A 19,846-nucleotide genomic window follows, 5' to 3' on the forward strand; every position below is an offset into this window, starting at 1 on the left:
CGTGAGTAACGAAGACATCACGCTGACCGCAGGCGACGCGACCCTCCGCCTCCACCCCGGCAACGGCGGACGCATCGCCGGACTCGAGGTCGGGTCCCTGGAGCTCCTACGCCAAGGCGACCGTTTCGGCTGCTTCCCGATGGTTCCCTGGTGCGGCCGTATCCGGGACGGCCGGTTCCGCGACGGCACCACCGTCGTCCAGATGCCCCTCAACTCCCCGCCGCACGCCATCCACGGCACCGCCCGCGACGGCGCCTGGCGCACCGCCCGCCGCTCGGCGGACGAGGCCGTGATCACGTGCGAACTCGGCGACCCCTGGCCGCACCCCGGCCGGGTCACCCACGTCGTGCAGCTCACCGAGGACTCGTTGACGCTGACGATGAGCGTGGAGACGTACGACAACTCCTTCCCGGCGCAGATCGGCTGGCACCCGTGGTTCAACCGCAACCTCGGCGCCGAGGACGTCCGGGTCGCCTTCGACCCGGCGTGGCAGGAGGAGCGCGGTGCCGACCACCTGCCGACCGGCAACCGCGTCGACCCCCGGCCCGGCCCCTGGGACGACTGCTTCGGCATGCCCGACGGCGTCGACGTCACCCTCACCTGGCCGGGACAGCTGGAGCTGAAGGTCGCCAGCCGGGAGCAGTGGGTCGTCGTGTACGACGAGCAGGAGGCCGCCGTGTGCGTGGAGCCGCAGACCGGACCGCCGAACGGGCTGAACACACTGCCCCGGCTGGTGACGCCCATCGAGCCCCTCGAAGCCACGACCACCTGGACCTGGCGCCGCCTCTAAGCTGTTCGGCATGACGGATGCGCGCGCTGAGCTGCTGGAACAGATCAAGAACAAGGCCGTGGTGCACGGCAAGGTGACCCTGTCGTCGGGGCTGGAGGCGGACTACTACGTCGACCTCCGCCGCGTCACCCTCGACGGCGAGGCCGCCCCGCTGGTCGGCCAGGTGCTGCTGGACCTCACCGAGGGACTGGAGTTCGACGCCGTCGGCGGTCTGACGATGGGCGCCGACCCGGTCGCCGCGAGCATGCTGCACGCGGCCGCCGCCCGCGGCCGCCGGCTGGACGCCTTCGTCGTACGCAAGGCGGCGAAGGCGCACGGCATGCAGCGCCGGGTGGAGGGACCGGAGATCAGCGGCCGCCGGGTGCTGGTCGTCGAGGACACCTCGACCACCGGCGGTTCCCCGCTCACCGCCGTGGAGGCCGTGCGCGAGGCCGGCGCCGAGGTCGTCGCCGTGGCCACCATCGTGGACCGGGCCACCGGCGCGGACGAGAAGATCCGCGCGGGCGCCGGTGTGCCGTACCTGTTCGCCTTCTCGAAGGATGAACTGGGTCTGGACTGACACCCAGGTTGACGGCTGGGATTGACCCCGATTTGACCGGCGCGTGGACCATCGGTTCATGTCTGGAAAGATGGGGACGACGATGACGTCGCCCCCACACAGGTCTAGGTCAGGGCCGTAGAGGAACAAGCAGTACCCGACCCGCACACCCAAGGAGCGGACAGATGCCCATCGCAACCCCCGAGGTCTACAACGAGATGCTCGACCGGGCGAAGGCAGGCAAGTTCGCCTACCCGGCCATCAACGTCACCTCGACCCAGACCCTGCACGCGGCGCTGCGCGGCTTCGCGGAGGCGGAGAGCGACGGCATCGTCCAGATCTCGACCGGCGGCGCGGAGTTCCTGGGCGGCCAGTACAAGAAGGACATGGTCTCCGGTTCGGTGGCGCTCGCCGAGTTCGCGCACATCGTCGCCGAGAAGTACCCGGTCAACATCGCCCTGCACACGGACCACTGCCCGAAGGACAAGCTCGACGGGTACGTACGTCCGCTGCTCGCGATCTCCGAGGAGCGGGTGAAGAACGGCCGCAACCCGCTCTTCCAGTCGCACATGTGGGACGGCTCCGCCGAGACCCTCGCCGACAACCTGGCGATCGCGCAGGAGCTGCTCGAGCAGGCCCGCCGCGCCAACATCATCCTCGAGGTCGAGATCACCCCGACCGGTGGCGAGGAGGACGGCGTCTCCCACGAGATCAACGACTCCCTGTACACGACCGTCGAGGACGCGATCCGCACCGCCGAGGCCCTGGGCCTGGGCGAGAAGGGCCGCTACCTGCTGGCCGCCTCCTTCGGCAACGTGCACGGTGTGTACAAGCCGGGCAACGTGGTGCTCCGCCCCGACCTGCTGAAGGAGCTGAACGACGGCGTCGCCGCCAAGTTCGGCAAGCAGTCGCCGTTCGACTTCGTCTTCCACGGCGGTTCCGGCTCCACCGAGCAGGAGATCCGCACCGCGCTGGAGAACGGCGTCGTGAAGATGAACCTGGACACCGACACCCAGTACGCCTTCACGCGGCCCGTCGCCGACCACATGCTGAAGAACTACGACGGTGTCCTGAAGGTCGACGGCGAGGTCGGCTCCAAGAAGACCTACGACCCGCGCACCTGGGGCAAGCTGGCCGAGGCGGGCATGGCCGCGCGCGTCGTCGAGGCCACCCAGAACCTGCGCTCCGCGGGCAACAAGATCAAGTAAACGGTGATCCAGAGGACCCGGCGCCTGTCTACGGCGCCGGGTCCGCTGTATACCTGGACCATGCCCGACGTCCGGCTCGCCTCATCGCAGGGCAAGTGGATCCTGCTCACCACGGTCCTCGGCTCCAGCATGGCGATGCTGGACTCGACGGTCGTCAACGTCGCCCTGCCCCGCATCGGCGAGGACCTGGACGCGAGCCTGTCCGCGCTCCAGTGGACGGTCAACGCGTACATGCTGACGCTGGCCGGACTGATCCTGCTCGGCGGCTCGCTCGGCGACCGGTACGGCCGCCGGAAGGTGTTCGTGACGGGCGTGGTCTGGTTCGCCGCCGCGTCCCTGATGTGCGGTCTGGCCCCGACCGACGCCGTGCTGATCGGCGCCCGCGCCCTCCAGGGCATCGGCGGCGCGCTGCTCACCCCCGGTTCGCTCGCCCTCATCCAGGCCTCGTTCCACCCCGACGACCGGGCGCGGGCGGTCGGCCTGTGGTCCGGCTTCGGCGGTATCGGCGCGGCCGTCGGCCCGTTCCTGGGCGGCTGGCTGGTGGACGGCCCCGGCTGGCGCTGGGTCTTCCTCCTCAACGTGCCGCTGGCCCTGATCTGCGTCCCGGTCGCGCTGCGCCACGTCCCCGAGTCCACCGACAGCAGCCCCCACGGCCGCTTCGACGTCCTCGGCGCGGTGCTGGGCGCGCTCGCCCTCGGCCTGGTGACGTACGCGCTGATCGAGGGCGGGGTGACCGGCGTCGTGGTGGCCGTCGCCGGTGTCGGGACCGCGGTGGCCTTCGTGCGGGTCGAGAAGCGGCGCCGGGACCCGATGCTGCCGCTGGACATCTTCGCCTCCCGCCAGTTCACGGCGGTCAACATCGTCACCCTGTGCGTGTACGCGGCCTTCAGCGGCTTCTTCTTCCTGACCGCGCTGCAACTCCAGGTGGTGGCGGGCTACTCGGCCCTGGCCGCCGGTACGGCCCTGCTGCCGTCGACGGTCCTGATGCTGTTCCTGTCGGCCCGCTCGGGCGCGCTCGCGGACAGGATCGGCCCCCGGATCCCGCTCACCGTCGGTCCGCTGCTGTGCGCCGCGGCGATGCTGCTGATGCTGCGGGTGGGCGAGCACGCGGACTACCTGACGGACGTGCTGCCCGCGGTCCTCGTCATGGGCGCCGGCATGGTCACCCTGGTGGCCCCGCTCACCGCGACCGTCCTCGCCTCCGTGTCCACCGCCCGCGCAGGCATCGCCAGCGGCATCAACAACGCGGCGGCCCGGTCGGCGGGCCTGATCGCGGTGGCGGGGCTGCCGCTGCTCGCCGGGATGGGCCCCGAGGCCTACCGGTCGGCGACCGCCTTCGACGCGGCCTTCGACCGGGCGATGCCGATCTGCGCCGGCGTACTGGTGGTGGGCTCCGTCTTGGCGTTCGCGCTGGTCCGCCGGCCCGCCCCGGGCTGCGTACGCCCGGAGTGCCGTACCCACGGCAACATCACGACCCCGCCGCTGGAGGCGGAGGGCCACCTCTGACGCGGGCGGCCGCGGCCGCTTCCGGCGCGCCGCGCCGGATCCCGCAGACTGGACCCATGAGCATCCACGAAAACCTCCTCGGCGGCCCGCCCCCGACCCACCTCCCCGACGAGCCCGCCCCCCGCGAGCTGCTGGCGCAGGGCACCGCCCCCGCGGACGTCGCCGCGAAGTACCCCACCTCCTCGCTCGCCTGGGCCCGGCTGGCCGACGACGCGTTCGAGCGCGGGTCGGTCGTCGAGTCGTACGCCTACGCCCGCACCGGCTACCACCGCGGTCTGGACGCGCTGCGCCGCAACGGCTGGAAGGGGCACGGCCCGGTGCCGTGGGAGCACGAGCCCAACCGCGGCTTCCTGCGGGCCCTGCACGCGCTCGCCCGCGCCGCGCAGGCGATCGGCGAGCAGGAGGAGTACGAGCGCTGCGCGCAGTTCCTGAAGGACTCCTCGCCGACCGCGGCGCAGACGCTCGGCTGAGCCATCCGTTCGGCGGTGTGGCCCGTCCCGCAAGGGGCGGGCCTTGCCGTGTGCGGGGTACGTTGCGGAAGATGCGGGTGGGGACCGGGGCCCCCGTGTCGGCATCGGCAGGGGCGGACCGCTACCCGGAGTACAACAGGAGACAGCGATGTCCCAAGAGGCTCTCGAACACCACGAGCCCGAGACCCCGCATCTCGACTTCGCCGGCACCACGCCGTACGAGGACTACGTCAGGGCCGATGTCCTCACCCACCTCCAGCACACCCTCTCCGACGATCCCGGAGAGATGGTCTTCCTGGTCACGACCCAGGTGATGGAGCTGTGGTTCACCGTCATCGTGCACGAGTGGGAGACGGCCGCGGCGGCCGTGCGCGGCGACGACATCCCCACCGCGATCGCCGCGCTGAAGCGTTCCACCCGGGAACTGGAGGCGCTGAACGCCTCCTGGAAGCCGCTCGGCCAGCTCACCCCCGCCCAGTTCAACTCCTACCGTTCCGCCCTCGGCGAGGGCTCCGGTTTCCAGTCGGCGATGTACCGGCGGATGGAGTTCCTGCTCGGCGAGAAGTCCGCGTCCATGCTCGTCCCGCACCGCGGCGCGCCCCGCGTCCACGCGGAACTGGAGAAGGCCCTGCACGAGCCGAGCCTGTACGACGAGGTGGTACGGCTGCTCGCGCGCCGCGGCCACGCCGTACCGGACGCGGTGCTGCGGCGTGACGTGTCCCGGCGCTACGAGTCCGACGACGCCGTGGAGGCGGCCTGGACGGCCGTCTACTCCGGTGCCGAGGACGCCGACCTCGCGCGCCTCGGCGAGGCGCTGACGGACGTCGCCGAACTCGTCTGGCGCTGGCGCAACGACCACCTGGTCGCCACCCGCCGTGCCATGGGTGCCAAGCCCGGCACCGGCGGCTCGGCCGGCGTCGCCTGGCTGGAGAAGCGCGCCCGCAAGAACGTGTTCCCCGAGCTGTGGACGGCGAGGTCCCATGTCTGAGCAGGTGCTGCGGGCGGAGAAGGCGGACGCGGCGGACGAACTGGCCGGCGTCCGGGAACGCTTCGTCCTCGACACGGCGTCCGATCACGCGGCCGGCGCCGCGGGCGTCTACCTCGACGGCAACTCGCTGGGCGCGCTGCCCGCGCACGTACCCGGCCGGGTCGAGGACGTCGTACGACGGCAGTGGGGCGAACTGCGCATCCGGTCCTGGGACGAGAGCGGCTGGTGGACGGCGCCGGAGCGGATCGGCGACCGGATCGCCCCGCTGGTCGGTGCCGCGGCCGGGCAGATCGTGGTCGGCGACTCCACAAGTGTCAACGTGTTCAAGGCACTTGTCGGTGCCGTACGGCTCGCGGGGGAGGGCCGCGACGAGATCCTCGTCGACGCGACCACCTTCCCCACCGACGGTTACATCGCCGAGTCGGCGGCCCGGCTGACGGGGTGCGTGCTGCGGCCGGTGACACCGGCGGAGGTGCCCGCGGCGCTGGGCGGCCGTACCGCCGCCGTGCTGCTGAACCACGTCGACTACCGCACGGGCCGGCTGCACGACCTGCCCGCCCTCACCGCCGCGGTCCGCGCGGCCGGCGCGGTGTCCGTCTGGGACCTGTGCCACAGCGCGGGCGCGCTGCCGGTCGGCCTCGACGAGCACGGGGTGGACCTCGCGGTCGGCTGCACCTACAAGTACCTGAACGGCGGCCCGGGTTCACCGGCGTACCTGTACGTGCGGCAGGGGTTGCAGGACAGCTTCGACTCCCCGCTGCCCGGCTGGAACTCGCACACCGAGCCCTTCGGGATGCGACCGGAGTACGAACCGGCCGCGGGCGCGGTACGGGGCCGGGTCGGCACCCCGGACATCCTCTCCATGCTGGCCCTGGAGGCCGCGCTGGAGGTCTGGGAGGGCGTCACGGTCGACGCCGTGCGCGCCAAGTCCCTCGCCCTGACGGACTTCTTCCTGGAGTGCGTCGAGGCGTACCTGCCGGCCGGCCGCGTCGACTGCGTGACCCCGGTGGCGCACGAGGAGCGCGGCAGCCAGATCGCGCTGCGCTGCCCCGACGCCGGGGACGTGATGCGCCGGCTGATCGAGCGGGGCGTGGTCGGGGACTTCCGGCACCCCGACGTCCTCCGCTTCGGCTTCACCCCGCTGTACGTCGGTTTCGCGGACGTGGAGCGGGCGGCACGGGTGCTGGGGGAGGTCGTGCGGCGGCCCTGAGGGGTCGACATAGGGATACGACGACCCCGGCGGAAACTGCCGGGACGGTACAGAACCGTTCAATCCTCACCGTGCGTGACATCCACGTGTCCCCGCACGTCACCGGCCTGATACCGTCCCGGCCAACGGCCGATCTCCCCACCTGGTCCGTCGACGTCTCCCGCAGTGCCGAAAGCCCGGGAGGTGTCCCCATCGTCGTTGAGAGGTTGGAGCATGCCGGACGACGCCGCAGCCGCACGGGCCGCCGCCGAGGAGGAGTCGGCCTTCTCGCACCCGCAGGTCGCGCCCGACGCCACGGCGGCCTACGGCGACCACCCCGACCAGGTGATCGACTTCTACGCCCCGCGGGCCGGCGGGCCGTCGGCGCCGCTGGTCGTGGTGGTGCACGGGGGCGCGTGGCGGGCGCCGTACGACCGCGGCCACATCACCCCCTTCGCCGACTACCTGGCCCGGCGGGGCTTCGCGGTGGCCAACGTCGAGTACCGGCGCGGTGCGACGCTGCCCGCGCAGGGCGGTACGGCGCCGGTCGCCGGCCGCTGGCCGGACACCTTCGATGACGTGGCCGCGGCGCTGGACGCGCTGCCGGCGCTGACCCGCGAGGCACTGCCCCAGGCGGACCTGCGCCGGACGGTCCTCACCGGTCACTCGGCGGGCGGCCACCTGGCCCTGTGGGCGGCGGCGCGGCACGTCCTGCCCGCCGACGCCGGGTGGCGCACCCCGGCGCCCGCGCTGCTGCGGGGTGTGGTGGCGCTGGCGCCGATCGCGGACTTCGCGATGGCGGAGAAGCTGGAGGTCTGCGGCCACGCCGCGCTCCAACTGCTCGGCGGCAACGACCACTTCACCGACCGGCAGCGCTATGCCGACCCGGCGCTGCTGCTGCCCACCGGCATCGCGACGACCCTGGTCCAGGGCCGCACGGACGTGGTCGTACCGCAGGCGGTCGCCGAGTCCTACGCGGACGCGGCGGCCAAGGCGGGCGAGGTGGTGGGCCTGACGCTGCTGGAGGAGGTCGGCCACTTCCCCCTGATCGACCCGGCGGCGGACGCGTGCGCGGTGGTGGCGGAGGAGATCGCCCAACTGGCCTACTGAGCACCGCCGGTCGGTCTCGCGGGCCCGCTCGGGCCGGTGAGACGTCGACCCTGACTCCTCCCTCCCCCTACCCGTAGTACCTGAGAGCTACCTCGCAGGTGAGTTCTCAGGCGGGACGCGAACGACACGGCCCGCTCCGTAACTTCCCGTTCAGGCAAGCCCGGTGGCCGGGCGACCGGACGGGGGGACCGACCATGACGGCGGCGACGGAGGAGCGGAACCGACCGCACCGACGACACCAGATCCAGCACCGGCACGAGAACACGGCCTTGCGTGAAGACGGCGCCGGGCTTGCGGACTCGCGTGGGGACGGCGCCGGGCGTGGGGACGGCGCCTGCCGTGGGGACGGCGCCGGGCGTGGGGACGGCGCCGGGCGTGGGGACGGCGATCGGTGTGGAGACGCGGGCTCGGCTGGAGACGGCGCCGGGTGTGCGGACTTGTGTGGAGACGGCGCCGGGCGTGGGGACGGCGGTCGGTGTGGAGGCGCGGGCTCGGCTGAAGTCGGCGCCGGGTGTGCGGACTTGCGGGGAGACGGCGCCTGGCGCGGGGGCGTGGGGCGGCGTGAAGGTGGGCGGCGGTTCGGGCGGGTGGGGCGGGTTCTGCTCGGCGGTCTTGTCGCCGTCGCCGTGGTTCTTCCCCTCTCCGCCGCCGCCCGGCCCGGGATCCCCGCCCCGCCGCCCGCCACGCTCCCCGCCCGCCTCACCCCGGCCGCCCTCGCCGGCGCCTACGACGCCAACCGTGAAAACGCCGCCGAGGCCGCCCGGATGGCCGCCGCGCACGGCGATCCCTCCCGCGCCGCCGCCGACCGCGCCCTCGCGTCCCCCACCCGGCACCTGCTCCGCTTCGACGCCCGCGGCGACGGCCAGGTCACCGAGGTCCTCGGCGACCTGGCGCGGGCGACACGCGTCGCCGTCCTGGTCCCCGGCTCGGACACCACCCTCGACACCTACACCCGCTTCCACACGGCCGCCGCGTCCCTGTACCGGCGCCTCACCCACGAGGCGCCCGGCGGCACCCGCGCCGCGGTCGTCGCCTGGCTCGGCTACCGGGCCCCGGCCACGATCAGCACCACGGTCCTCACCACCGCGCGGGCCGACCGGGCGGCCCCGCGCCTGCGCGCGTTCCTCCGTGAGCTGCGCACCCTCACCGCTCCCGGTCCGGTGGCCGTCTCCCTCCTCTGCCACTCCTACGGCACGGTCGTCTGCGCCCGCGCCGCCCCCACCCTCACCGGCCTCGGCGTCACCGACATCGCCCTGGTCGGCAGCCCCGGCACCGGCGCCGACTCGGCCGCGGCCCTGCACACGTCCGCCCGCGTCTGGGCGGCCCGGGGAGCGGACGACTGGATAGCCGAGGTCCCGCACGTCCACGCCGACCTCTTCGGCACGGCCGTCGGCTTCGGCACCGACCCCGTCTCCCCCTCCTTCGGGGCCCGCGTCTTCGCGGCGGGCCCCGGCGGCCACAGCGCCTACTTCACCCCGGGCTCGGCCTCCCTGGCCAACCTCACCCGGATCGTCCTCGGCGAGACAACGGAGGTCACCCGTGCGTAAGCCGCCGACACCCCGCCTCCCCGACCGCGTACGCCGCCTCGCCCACCGCGTCGACGCCGCCACCCCGCCGGACCGGGACCGGGCCGTGGACGCCCTGCGCGCGTTCGCCGTGCTCGGTGTGGTCCTGGGCCACTGGCTGGTCACGGCGCTGGTGGCGGACGGCGGCCGACTGCGCACCAGCAGCCCCCTCCAGCACCTGCCCCGGCTCGCTCCGGTCTCCTGGCTGTTCCAGACCCTCGCCGTGTTCTTCCTGGTCGGCGGTCAGGTCGCCGCCCGCAGCCACGAGGCCGCCCGGGCTCAGGGCACCCCCTACCACCGCTGGCTGACGTCCCGTCTGTCCAGGCTCTTCGGGCCGGTCGCCGCGCTGCTCGTCCTGTGGACGCTCGCGACCACCGCCCTGCTCCTGTCCGGCGCCGACCTCACCACCGTCCGCACCCTCGCCAAACTCGCCCTGTCCCCGCTCTGGTTCCTGCTGGTCTTCGCGGCGCTGACGGCGGCGACCCCGCTCGTCGCCCGGCTCAACCCCTTGTGGCCGCTGGCCGTCGTCCTCCATGTGGACCTGCTCCGTTTCGGCCTCGGCGCCCCGCCCGCCGTCGGCTGGGTGAACCTGGCGGCCGGCTGGCTGGTGCCGTACTCCCTGGGCGCCGCCTGGACCCGCGGCGAACTGGACCGTCCGCGCGCGGGACTCACCCTGCTGATCGGCGGTGCGGCGGCCACGGCCGGCCTCGTCGCGTGGGCGCACTACCCGGCGTCGATGGTCGGCGTCCCCGGCGCGGCCGTCTCCAATCTGGACCCGCCCACGCTGGCCGCCGTCACCTTCGGCCTGGCCCAGTGCGGCGTGGCCCTGCTGCTGCGCGAGCCGCTGCGCCGCGCGATGCGCCGCCCCCTCGCCTGGGCCGCGGTGGCCTTCGTGAACCTCTCCGCGATGACCATCTTCCTCTGGCACCAGACGGCCATGATGGCGACCACGGCCGTCGGCCTCCCGTTCGGCCGCCTCCCCGGCCTGCACACCCCTCCCGACGGCCTCGCCTGGGTCGCGGCCCGGCTGCTCTGGCTGCCGGCCTTCGCCCTGGTGCTCGGCGTCTGCTGGGCCGCGTTCCACGGGTACGAACACCGCCGCCCCCGGACCCGTTCGCGCGTCGTCAGGACGCGGCACTCGTCGGACCGGGCGGCACCGGCCGGGGCCCGCCGTGTCTAGGCTGAGCGCCGTGACGGAGACGGGGACCCGGCGGCCGGAGCGGACCGGCCGCCCGCTGCGGTGGCTGCGGGTACTCCGCGACGACCTGTGCACCGCCCGCCTGGACCCGCTGCCCCCTTCCGTGTGGCTGCGCTGGCTGCCGCACGGCGTGCTGTGCGTGGCGGCGGTCGGCATCACCATCGGCGGCGTGGCGCAGTTCCAGCACAACGGGCACCTGGGCGCGGGCCTCGCCTCGCTGTTCGGGTTCGCCGCGGGCGGCGCCGTGCTCCTCGCGATGTGGCGGCCCGTCCCGGCGTGGTGGCTGTCGACCGGGGGCATGCTGGCGGGTGCCGTCGCGTTGCGCGGCCGGCTGGGCACGACACCGGTGGTGCTGTTCACGTGGCCCTGGACCGTGGCCGGGATGATCGCGCAGCTGCTGGTCCTGCTGCTGCTCGCGCTGCGGGTCCGGGTGCGGGCGGCGGTCGAGGCGCTGGCCGTGACCGTCCTGGTCACCTGGTTCCTCGACGGTGTCTGGGGTGCGCCGCCGCACCAGTCCACCTCGGTGGTGACCGTCGTCCTGTCCGTGGTCGTCGTGGCGCTCGGCACGGCGTTGCGCGGCCGCCGCGAGGCGCGCGCGGAGCTGGGACGGCAGGCCTCGCTCACCGAGGAGGAGCGGTCCCGGCGCACCCTGCTGGAGGAGCGCAGCCGGATCGCGCGCGAGCTGCACGACGTGGTGGCCCACCACATGTCGGTCATCTCCATCCAGGCGCAGGTCGCCCCGCACCTGGTGGAGAACCCGTCGGACGAACTGCGCGAGAACCTCGAAGGCATCCGGGACAACGCGCTGGAGGCGCTGACCGAACTGCGCCGGGTGCTGGGCGTCCTGCGCTCCGAGGGCCCCGACGAGGACGCGCCCGGCGGCCCCGGCACCGGCCCGCACAGCCCGCAGCCCACCCTGGACCGGCTGGACGCGCTGGTCGAGAACACCAGGGCGGCCGGACTGGACGTCACCGTCCGGATCGACGGCGAGCGGCGCCCGATGCCGTCGGGCGTGGAGCTGTCGGCGTACCGGATCGTGCAGGAGGCGCTGAGCAACGTGCTGCGGCACGCACCCGGGGCGAGCGCCCATGTCGAGATCGAGTACCTCCCCCACGGACTCCTGGTGTCCGTCGCGAACTCCCGGCCGACCCGGCCCGCGCCGCCGTCACCGGGCGCCGGGCACGGACTGCTCGGGATGCGGGAACGCGCCGCGATGCTCGGCGGGTCGCTGACGGCGGCAGCCCGGGCGGACGGCGGCTACCGGGTCTTCGCGGAACTCCCGGCCACCGAGCCCCGCACCGGCCTGTTCCCCCGGCCCTCCGCGGACCTCACCACCGGCACGGACCGTGCCCCCGATCCGAAGGACGACCGCGTATGACGAGCAGCAGTGGCGATCGAATCCGCGTGGTCATCGCCGACGACCAGCAGATGGTCCGGCAGGGCTTCACCGTGCTGCTGAACGCCCAGCCCGGCATCGAGGTGGTCGGCCAGGCCGTGGACGGCCTGGACGCGGTGGCCAAGGTCGCCGAACTCGCCCCGGACGTCGTGCTCATGGACATCCGCATGCCCGAGCTGGGCGGCATCGAGGCGACCCGCCGGATCGTCGGTGCACACCCGCACATCAGGGTGCTGGTGCTCACCACCTTCGACCTGGACGAGTACGTGTACGAGGCGTTGCGCTCCGGCGCGTCCGGGTTCCTGCTCAAGGACGCGTCCGCGGACAAGCTCGCCGAGGCGGTCCGGGTGGTGGCCGCCGGCGACGCGCTGCTGGCGCCCGGCATCACCCGGCGGCTGATCAACCGGTTCTCCCGGCTGGACGGCGGCGGGGTGCGGGCCCCGCTGAAGGCGCGGGTCGGCGAGCTGACCGAGCGCGAGACGGAGGTGCTGGCGCTGATCGCGCAGGGTCTGTCGAACGCGGAGATCGCCGAGCGCCTGGTCGTCGCCGAGCAGACCGTGAAGACGCACGTGGGCCGCATCCTGGTGAAGCTGGGCCTCAGGGACCGTACGCAGGCGGCGGTGTTCGCGTACGAGTCGGGGCTGGTACGGCCCTCCGGTTACTGACGGGCGGGGTTCCGGCACCGGCCGCTCGTCGCCGCCCCGCCCGGTCCGTAGTACCTGAGAAGGATGCCCGAGGACCCACCTCACTGGTGACGACGGCCACCCCCACCTCCGCCTACGGTCGGGTACGTGACCGAGACGACCTCGCAGCCGATGCCGCCGCAGCCGCCGGACGGCGCGTTCGAACCGTACAAGCCGCGCAGCCCGGAGGTCCGGGCGGTGCTGGACGCCCTGGGCAGGTTGCGGCAGGACCTGTTCACGGACGCCTTCGCCTACCGGCCGTTGCCCAGGCTGAGCCCGGACCGGCCGTTCGTCCGCCGCCTGCCCGTGCGATGGCGGCAGCACGCGGTCTTCGCCCCGCACCTGGTGGTCGCCGCGGCCGGTGTGCTGGCGCTGCTGGTGACCGCCGCGGACCGCCCGGTGGGTTCGGCGTTCGGCCTGCTGTCCGGGCTGCTCGTCGTGGCACCGGTACTGCTCACGCTGGCGCGTCCGGTCGGCGCCTTCTGGCTGTCGCTCGCCGCGGGCTGGGCCGACACGCTGCTGAACAGCGCCTGGGACAGCTGGCCGTGGGCACCGGGCAGCTTCGTCTCCCATCTGACGGTGCTCACGGTCGTCGCGATCCGTACCCGTCCGCGAACGGCGGCCTGGATGTGGGCGGTCACCGCGTTCTACGGTTTCGTGAGCGTCTCGGCCCTGGGCGGGGGCCACTACGACAACGACGTCGGCTCGATGCTGGTCGTCTCCGCGATAGTCCTGCTGGCGGTCACGGTCCGGCAGATCCGCCGGGAGGCCGAGCAGACGGTGACCGCGCAGCAGACGCAGACGGCTCATGAGCGGTCCCGGCGCACGCTCCTCGAGGAGCGCACGACGATCGCCCGCGAACTGCACGACGTGGTGGCCCACCACATGTCCGTCGTCGCCATCCAGGCGGAGGCCGCCCCCTACCGGGTGGAGAACCCGCCGCCGGAGCTGGAGAAGGCGTTCGTCACCATCCGGGAGAACGCGGTGGCGGCGCTCACCGAACTGCGCCGGGTGCTGGGCGTGGTCCGCGCCGAGGACTACGAGGTGCCGGACGCCCCGCAGCCCACCCTCGCCGACCTGGACGGGCTGCTGGACAACGTCCGGGGGGCGGGGCTGACCGTCGACAAGGGGGTGACCGGCGCGGTGCGTGAACTGCCGCAGGGCGTGGAGCTGTCGGCGTACCGGATCGTCCAGGAGGCGCTGAGCAACACCCTGCGCCATGCGCCGGGAGCGAGCGCACGCGTCGAGATCGGCTACGTCATCGGCGGTCTGGGCCTGCGTGTGGTCAACGAACCGCCGCCGCGGGCCGCCCTGGTCGCACCGTCCCCGGGCGCCGGCCACGGCATCACCGGGATGCGGGAGCGGGTCTCCATGCTCAACGGCGAGATGACGGCGGCCCCGACGGCCGCGGGAGGCTACGAGGTGACGGTGTTCCTCCCCGTCGAGACCACCCGCGAAGGTGACGCATGACCGACCGCACCATCCGCGTACTGATCGCCGACGACCAGATGATGGTGCGCGAGGGCTTCTCGGTCCTGCTGAACGCGATGCCGGACATCGAGGTCGTCGGTGAGGCGGTCAACGGCCGGGAGGCGGTGGACCGGGTCCGTGAACTCGTCCCCGACGTGGTACTGATGGACATCCGCATGCCCGAGCTGAACGGCATCGAGGCGACGCGCGAGATCGTCGCCGCCGACACCACGTCCAGGGTCCTCGTCCTGACCACCTTCGACCTCGACGAGTACGTCTACCAGGCGTTGCGCGCCGGGGCCTCCGGCTTCCTCCTCAAGGACGCCTCGGCCCGCCAACTCGCCGACGGTGTCCGGGTGGTGGCCGCCGGCGAGGCCCTGCTGGCCCCCTCGGTCACCAGGCGCCTGATCACGGAGTTCTCCAGACTCTCCGACACTCCGCGCTTGATGTCCACGGCGCACGCGGCCCATGGCGACCTCACCGACCGCGAGACGGAGGTCCTGGTCCTCATCGCCCAGGGCCTGTCCAACGCGGAGATGGCGGAACGCCTGGTGGTGGCCGAGTCGACCATCAAGACCCATGTCAGCCGGATCCTGGTGAAGCTGGGTCTCAGGGACCGCACGCAGGCGGCGGTGTTCGCGTACGAGGCGCGGCTGGTGACGCCGAAGTAGCGGGTCGGCGGGTCGACGGGTCGGCGCACGAAGGAGCGGGTCGGCGGGCGCACATGCCAAGTGCACAGGCGTTGTTGCGATTCGATCGCGGGCGGTACAGGTGTGGACACGGTGTGCTCAAGTTGTGTTTGAATGATGAAGGAAACCGGCCGGGTGGCCGATTCCGGTCACCCCCGTCCCCTCATGCCTTCTTGGCCGACTCCCGTTCCCCCGGCGGCGAGTCGTCGCCGTCCCCTTGTGCGCCCCTTCTCCGCCTTTCCCGCCCCTGCTTCGCGTGAAGAAAGTTGCCGCGATGACCGCTGACGTGTCCGAGTTCCACTACGGCCTGGTCACCCCGACAGTCGCCTACCTCATGGCGTGCCTGGGCGCGGTACTCGCGCTGCGCTGCACGACCCGCTCGATCGGCCGGGGGTCTGGGGAGAAACGATTCGGCTGGCTGGCCCTGGGCGCGGTGTCCCTCGGCTGCGGCATCTGGACCATGCACTTCATCGCGATGATCGGCTTCAGCGTGGACGGAGCCCTGGTCAGTTACGACACCGGCCGGACGGTGCTGAGCCTGTTCGTCTGCATCGCGGTGGTCGCCGTCGGCGTCTTCCTGGTCGGCTACCGGGGCTCGGGTCCCGTCACGCTGGGCACCGCGGGCGTCGTCACCGGCCTGGGCGTGGCGGCGATGCACTACCTCGGCATGACCGCGATGGACACCGGCGGCACCGTGCACTACGACACCGCGCTCGTCGTCCTCTCCGTGGTGGTCGCCGTGGTCGCCGCGACGGCCGCGCTCTGGGCGGCGGTGTCGATCAGCGCGGTGTGGGCGACCGTCGGCGCCGGCCTGGTGATGGGCGCGGCCGTCTCGACCATGCACTACACCGGCATGTCCGCGGTGAGCGTCCACGTGGCCCAGGCACAGGCGGGCGGCCACTCCTCGACGAGCCTGCTCGCCTTCCTCCTGGTCATGCTGGCCGGCCCGGTGGCGGCCCTGGTCCTGGCCGCCGCGATCGTCATGTTCGACCCGGAGGTGGTGGGCGGCCGGAGCGACCGGGCCGCCCCGGCCCCCGCCGCCCCCGTGCCCCAGCAGCAGCCCTGGCCCCCGACCGACCGCCCACAGCCCCTGGCGGACCGGCGGTACCTGCCCTGACCCGAGTCGTCGAACCGTGCCCGGCCGGTGCGGAGGCCGGGCAGCGGCGGCTGAGCGGCGAGCCCTGAGACACCCCTGGTCAGGAGGGGGGCCTGCGGTCTAACGTCCGTCCATGACAGCCTTCGACCCCTGGGACCCGGACTTCCTGGCCGACCCGTACCCCTCCTACGCCGAGCTCCGCGCCCGGGGCCGGGTGCAGTACTTCGAGCCCACCGACCAGTGGCTGGTCCCGCACCACGCCGACGTGTCGGCGCTGCTGCGGGACCGGCGGCTGGGGCGGACGTACCAGCACCGGTTCACGCACGAGGACTTCGGGCGGACCGCGCCGCCGCCGGAGCACGAGCCGTTCCGCACGCTCAACGACCACGGCATGCTCGACCTCGAACCGCCGGACCACACCCGCATCCGGCGCCTGGTGTCGAAGGCGTTCACCCCGCGCACGGTCGAGCGGCTCAAACCGTACGTGGCGAAGCTCGCCGGCGAGCTGGTGGACCGGCTGGTCGGCGCGGGCGGCGGTGACCTGCTCACCGATGTCGCCGAGCCCCTCCCCGTCGCCGTCATCGCCGAGATGCTGGGCATCCCGGAGGCGGACCGCGCCCCGCTGCGGCCCTGGTCGGCGGATATCTGCGGGATGTACGAGCTGAACCCGTCCGAGGACACCGCGGCGAAGGCGGTCCGGGCGTCCGTCGAGTTCTCCGCGTACCTGCGGGAGCTGATCGCCGAACGGCGCGCGGCACCCGGCGACGACCTGATCTCCGGGCTCATCGAGGCGCACGACGAGGACGACCGGCTCACCGAGCAGGAGATGATCTCCACCGCCGTCCTGCTCCTCAACGCCGGTCACGAGGCGACCGTCAACGCCACCGTCAACGGGTGGTACGCCCTCTTCCGCAACCCCGCCCAGCTCGCCGCCCTGCGCGCCGACCACTCCCTGATCCCTCCCGCGATCGAGGAGTTGATGCGCTACGACACCCCGCTCCAGCTCTTCGAGCGCTGGGTGCTCGACGAGATCGAGATCGACGGGACCACGATCCCGCGCGGCGCCGAGATCGCCATGCTCTTCGGCTCCGCCAACCACGACGCGGCGGTGTTCGAGGCCCCCGACCGCCTCGACCTCACCCGCCGCGACAACCCGCACATCTCCTTCAGCGCCGGCATCCACTACTGCATCGGCGCCCCGCTGGCCCGCATCGAACTGGCCGCGTCCATGACGGCCCTGCTGGAACGCGCCCCGACGCTGACCCTGGCGGCGGAGCCGGAGCGGAAGCCGAACTTCGTGATCAGGGGGTTGGAGGAGCTGCGCGTGGAAGTGGGGTGATCACCCGCCCGGATGATCACCGGCAGATTCCGGGTGAGGGGCGCGGCTGCTTCGTCACGCTGGTGCCTGCCCGCGAAGGGAGGCACCCACCCCCGCAGGACACCGGATGGCGGAGACGCTCGCGTTCTTCGAGTTCGTGGTCGGGGAGATCGCGCTCCTGACGGAGAGCCTGCGGGTGCGCCGGGACGAGCTGTTCGGCGGAACCGGGGCGCCCGGCGAGACGCCCCGTCAGGGCCGGGGCTGAGTCCCGGGGTTCTCGGCCAGGTGGTCCTGCAACCGCGCGTGCCGGAACTGGTACACCGCTCCCGCCCGCCGCAGCGCCCTGCGCTCACAGGCGTCCTCAAGGAACGCGACCAGCCGCCAGGGCAGCCGTCCGGTCAGCGGCAGCCAGATCCGGGCCAGCGCGATCCACTGCCCCCACGCGGTCAGACAGAGCCCGTACCCGAGGCCGCCGCCGAACGCCCCCTCGATGCCGAAGACCAGACCCAGCTGGAGGCTGCGCAGCGGGGTCTCGGTGAAGCTGCCGCCGAACCAGGCGATGAAACCGAACACCAGCGCCCAGACGGCGATGTGGGCGTGGACGTTCCTGCGGTTCATCCGCAGCAGGTCCACGCAGCTCGCGGACCTGTCCACGTCGACGGGCGCCTCCAGCCAGGCCGTGACCGCCAGCACGAGACCGGTCCCGAGCCCGAAGATGAGCGGCAACTGGGCCGCGGACACCAGTCCGCCGCCGAGCCCGTCGTCGAGCCCCAGCCACGGCACGACGGACCGGTCCACGGCGACGATCGCGACCGCACCCGCCAGCGCGACCAGTGAACCCACGGCGATCCTGCTCGACAGCCCCTCCCGCAGCCGCCGCCCGGCGTCACGGCGCAGCGTGATCTCGATCGGGGACGGTTTCAGGGCGTCGTTGCCGCTGGCCCGGTGGTAGATGAAGCCGCAGGCCGCGCCCAGCAGCAGCCCGTGCAGGGTGCCGACGACCAGCCCGCGCCGGAGGGCGAACCCGAGCCCGTGCGAGGTGGCGACCAGGTCGACGGGGATGTTCCCGACGGCGGTGACGACGGCGAAGGACAGCCCGGCGAGGAACGCGATCACCGCGGTGCGCTGCCGGAGCGGCAGCGTCGTACCGAGCTCCCACCAGGCCAGGTCGGGTGTCGGAGTCTCGCGCCGCCTCAGGTCGTCGGCGAGGTGGGCGAGCCAGCGCCGGGCCCGCCGGGCCTGCGACGGACGCCGGTACACAGAAGGGAGGAACGCGGTGAGCAGGTGCCGTTCGAGGCGCTCCGGAGTCGGGAACTCCGCGCTGTCCAGCAGCGTCTCCGGGCCGCTCGTGCCGCGCTCGCCGTGGACGGCGGCGGCCAGGGCGACCATCAACGGGGTGGACAGCGCCTTCCGCAGCGGTCCTTCGGGGTTGTCCCGCATGTCGGCCAGCACCGTGTCCCAACCGGCGGCGGCGCCCTGGGGGCTGCTGAACCGCAGGTAGCGCACCGAGTCGTCCGGGGGAAGGTCCGCCAGCACCACGACGGCGGCACCCTGTAGACCCGTGGTGTCCTCGACCGCCTTCCGGTACTCGTCGTAGCGGCTGGTGAGGACGTACGGCAGCCAGGTGGCCGAGAGCTTCTTCCGCGCGTCGTCGCGGAGACCCTCCGGGATCTCGTCGAAGCCGTCCAGGACGGGCAGGACCAGCCGCTCGCTCACCAGCCTCTCGGCCAGTGTCATCCCCCCGTCGGGGTGGGCGGCGGCCAGCCAGGGCCGGTCGCGGCTCAACTGGTCGCTCAGCCAGTGGGCCAGCTCCACCTCGGCCGGGTTCCACGACCCGAGGCTGAAGATCTCCGAGACCGGCGCGCCGGCGGAGCGCTTCTCCAGCCACCGCAGCACGAACTGGGCGCCCAGCATGCTCTTCCCCGAGCCGGCTCTGCCCAGCACCACCAGCCGGCCCGTCGGGATCCGCTCGTAGACCTCGGCGATCTCGTCCAGGTTCCCGGTCAGGTCCCGCGCGGGACCGTCGCCCCAGACGAGTTCCGGGTGGTCGGTGGCCAGCTGCTCGTCGTCGGGGGGTGTCCAGCGCACCTGGATCCGACGGCGGTCCCGGATGCCCAGCTGGGCCTGCTCGTCCCGGCGGCGCAGCAGGACGCTCGCGGCCAGTTCGTCCTGCGGGGGCCTGCCGGCGCCGATGTTCACCACGCCGATGGAACTGGCGACGACCTGTGTCCCGCTGCCGTGCTGGTGTGCGTTGACGACGTCGGGCGCACGCCGTTCGCCGCCGCCCGTCGCGCGCTCAGCCATCGTCACCCCGGCGCCGCCGGAACCACATCGCGCTGCCGATCGCGGCCCCGGCCACGACCAGCACCGCGACCGCCGCGCGCAGCGGTGCGGGGACGGCGGTGCGGTCCTGCGCGCGGGTGCGGTCGTCGGAGTCGGCCTTCGGTACGGAGAAGGTCGGCGCACCGCCCCCGGCGGCCGACGCGGACGGCGAGGCGGACGCCGTACCGCTCGGGGTGACCGGGGCCCCGGCAGGGGCACCGCGCGAGCCCCCGCTCCGGGGAGCACCCGGGGTCCCACCGCCCCCGGAACCCGACCCGGACCCGCCTCCCACCCCCGCCCCGGACCCACC

18 protein-coding genes and 1 pseudogene are annotated in these 19,846 nt (G+C 73.2%); 17 read left to right on the top strand and 2 right to left on the bottom strand.

Features of this window, described 5'->3' with window-relative positions; translation table 11 throughout:
* Position 1 precedes the first annotated feature (1 nt).
* The 17 genes from AAW13_RS07430 (at position 2) to AAW13_RS45790 (ending at position 17,479) form a co-directional block, all read left to right on the top strand.
* On the top strand, positions 2-790 hold the full coding sequence (locus AAW13_RS07430; protein ID WP_046732611.1) for an aldose epimerase family protein: 789 nt from the start codon (positions 2-4) through the stop codon (positions 788-790).
* Positions 791-800: 10 nt separating this feature from the next.
* Positions 801-1,349 (top strand): orotate phosphoribosyltransferase, encoded by a 549-nt coding sequence (gene pyrE, locus AAW13_RS07435; protein ID WP_046732610.1) that lies wholly within the window; start codon positions 801-803, stop codon positions 1,347-1,349.
* Between the two features lie 164 nt (positions 1,350-1,513).
* On the top strand, positions 1,514-2,536 hold the full coding sequence (gene fbaA / locus AAW13_RS07440) for a class II fructose-bisphosphate aldolase (protein WP_046732609.1): 1,023 nt from the start codon (positions 1,514-1,516) through the stop codon (positions 2,534-2,536).
* A gap of 60 nt (positions 2,537-2,596) precedes the next feature.
* Entirely contained in the window at positions 2,597-4,042 is a 1,446-nt protein-coding gene (locus AAW13_RS07445; RefSeq protein WP_046732608.1) for an MFS transporter, read from the top strand.
* Positions 4,043-4,098: 56 nt separating this feature from the next.
* A complete protein-coding gene (locus AAW13_RS07450; protein ID WP_046732607.1) occupies positions 4,099-4,512 on the top strand; it encodes a DUF3151 domain-containing protein in 414 nt (137 codons plus the stop codon).
* A 148-nt stretch (positions 4,513-4,660) separates the two neighbouring features.
* Positions 4,661-5,500: a tryptophan 2,3-dioxygenase family protein gene (locus AAW13_RS07455; RefSeq protein ID WP_046732606.1), complete on the top strand. Its 840-nt coding sequence runs from the start codon at positions 4,661-4,663 to the stop codon at positions 5,498-5,500.
* Positions 5,493-6,710, top strand: coding sequence for a kynureninase (kynU, locus tag AAW13_RS07460; protein WP_046732605.1), 1,218 nt, complete (start codon positions 5,493-5,495; stop codon positions 6,708-6,710). The genes AAW13_RS07455 and kynU overlap by 8 nt, the downstream gene beginning before the upstream one ends.
* 213 nt (positions 6,711-6,923) lie before the next feature.
* Positions 6,924-7,799, top strand: coding sequence for an alpha/beta hydrolase (locus AAW13_RS07465; RefSeq protein WP_046732604.1), 876 nt, complete (start codon positions 6,924-6,926; stop codon positions 7,797-7,799).
* A gap of 551 nt (positions 7,800-8,350) precedes the next feature.
* Positions 8,351-9,346, top strand: a complete 996-nt coding sequence (locus AAW13_RS07470; RefSeq protein ID WP_079178734.1) for an alpha/beta hydrolase — start codon at positions 8,351-8,353, stop codon at positions 9,344-9,346.
* Positions 9,339-10,544, top strand: coding sequence for an acyltransferase family protein (locus tag AAW13_RS07475; RefSeq protein WP_046734752.1), 1,206 nt, complete (start codon positions 9,339-9,341; stop codon positions 10,542-10,544). Before AAW13_RS07470 ends, AAW13_RS07475 begins: the two co-directional genes overlap by 8 nt.
* Positions 10,545-10,554: 10 nt before the next feature.
* Positions 10,555-11,940: a sensor histidine kinase gene (locus AAW13_RS07480; RefSeq protein WP_046734751.1), complete on the top strand. Its 1,386-nt coding sequence runs from the start codon at positions 10,555-10,557 to the stop codon at positions 11,938-11,940.
* The gene (locus AAW13_RS07485) at positions 11,937-12,623 is read left to right on the top strand and encodes a response regulator transcription factor (RefSeq protein WP_046734750.1); all 687 of its coding nucleotides are present in this window, start codon (positions 11,937-11,939) and stop codon (positions 12,621-12,623) included. Before AAW13_RS07480 ends, AAW13_RS07485 begins: the two co-directional genes overlap by 4 nt.
* 126 nt (positions 12,624-12,749) lie before the next feature.
* Positions 12,750-14,111, top strand: coding sequence for a sensor histidine kinase (locus AAW13_RS07490; protein WP_240528555.1), 1,362 nt, complete (start codon positions 12,750-12,752; stop codon positions 14,109-14,111).
* Positions 14,108-14,782: a response regulator gene (locus AAW13_RS07495; RefSeq protein WP_046734749.1), complete on the top strand. Its 675-nt coding sequence runs from the start codon at positions 14,108-14,110 to the stop codon at positions 14,780-14,782. The genes AAW13_RS07490 and AAW13_RS07495 overlap by 4 nt, the downstream gene beginning before the upstream one ends.
* A 292-nt stretch (positions 14,783-15,074) precedes the next feature.
* Positions 15,075-15,917 (top strand): MHYT domain-containing protein, encoded by an 843-nt coding sequence (locus AAW13_RS07500; RefSeq protein ID WP_063777124.1) that lies wholly within the window; start codon positions 15,075-15,077, stop codon positions 15,915-15,917.
* 112 nt (positions 15,918-16,029) lie between these two features.
* Positions 16,030-17,235, top strand: a complete 1,206-nt coding sequence (locus tag AAW13_RS07505) for a cytochrome P450 (RefSeq protein WP_046734748.1) — start codon at positions 16,030-16,032, stop codon at positions 17,233-17,235.
* A gap of 106 nt (positions 17,236-17,341) precedes the next feature.
* Positions 17,342-17,479 (top strand): hypothetical protein, encoded by a 138-nt coding sequence (locus AAW13_RS45790; RefSeq protein ID WP_167391687.1) that lies wholly within the window; start codon positions 17,342-17,344, stop codon positions 17,477-17,479.
* Here the strand turns inward: AAW13_RS45790 and AAW13_RS07510 are convergent.
* Together AAW13_RS07510 and AAW13_RS45795 are read right to left on the bottom strand one after the other, a co-directional pair.
* A complete protein-coding gene (locus AAW13_RS07510; protein ID WP_052768783.1) occupies positions 17,464-19,518 on the bottom strand; it encodes an NACHT domain-containing protein in 2,055 nt (684 codons plus the stop codon). The two genes, AAW13_RS45790 and AAW13_RS07510, sit on opposite strands and share 16 nt — an antisense overlap.
* A pseudogene (locus AAW13_RS45795) lies at positions 19,511-19,846 on the bottom strand (hypothetical protein); the annotation flags it as partial. The pseudogene AAW13_RS45795 and the gene AAW13_RS07510, both read right to left, overlap by 8 nt.

It is taken from the genome of Streptomyces humi (genome assembly GCF_001005085.2).
GTDB lineage: Bacteria > Actinomycetota > Actinomycetes > Streptomycetales > Streptomycetaceae > Streptomyces > Streptomyces humi.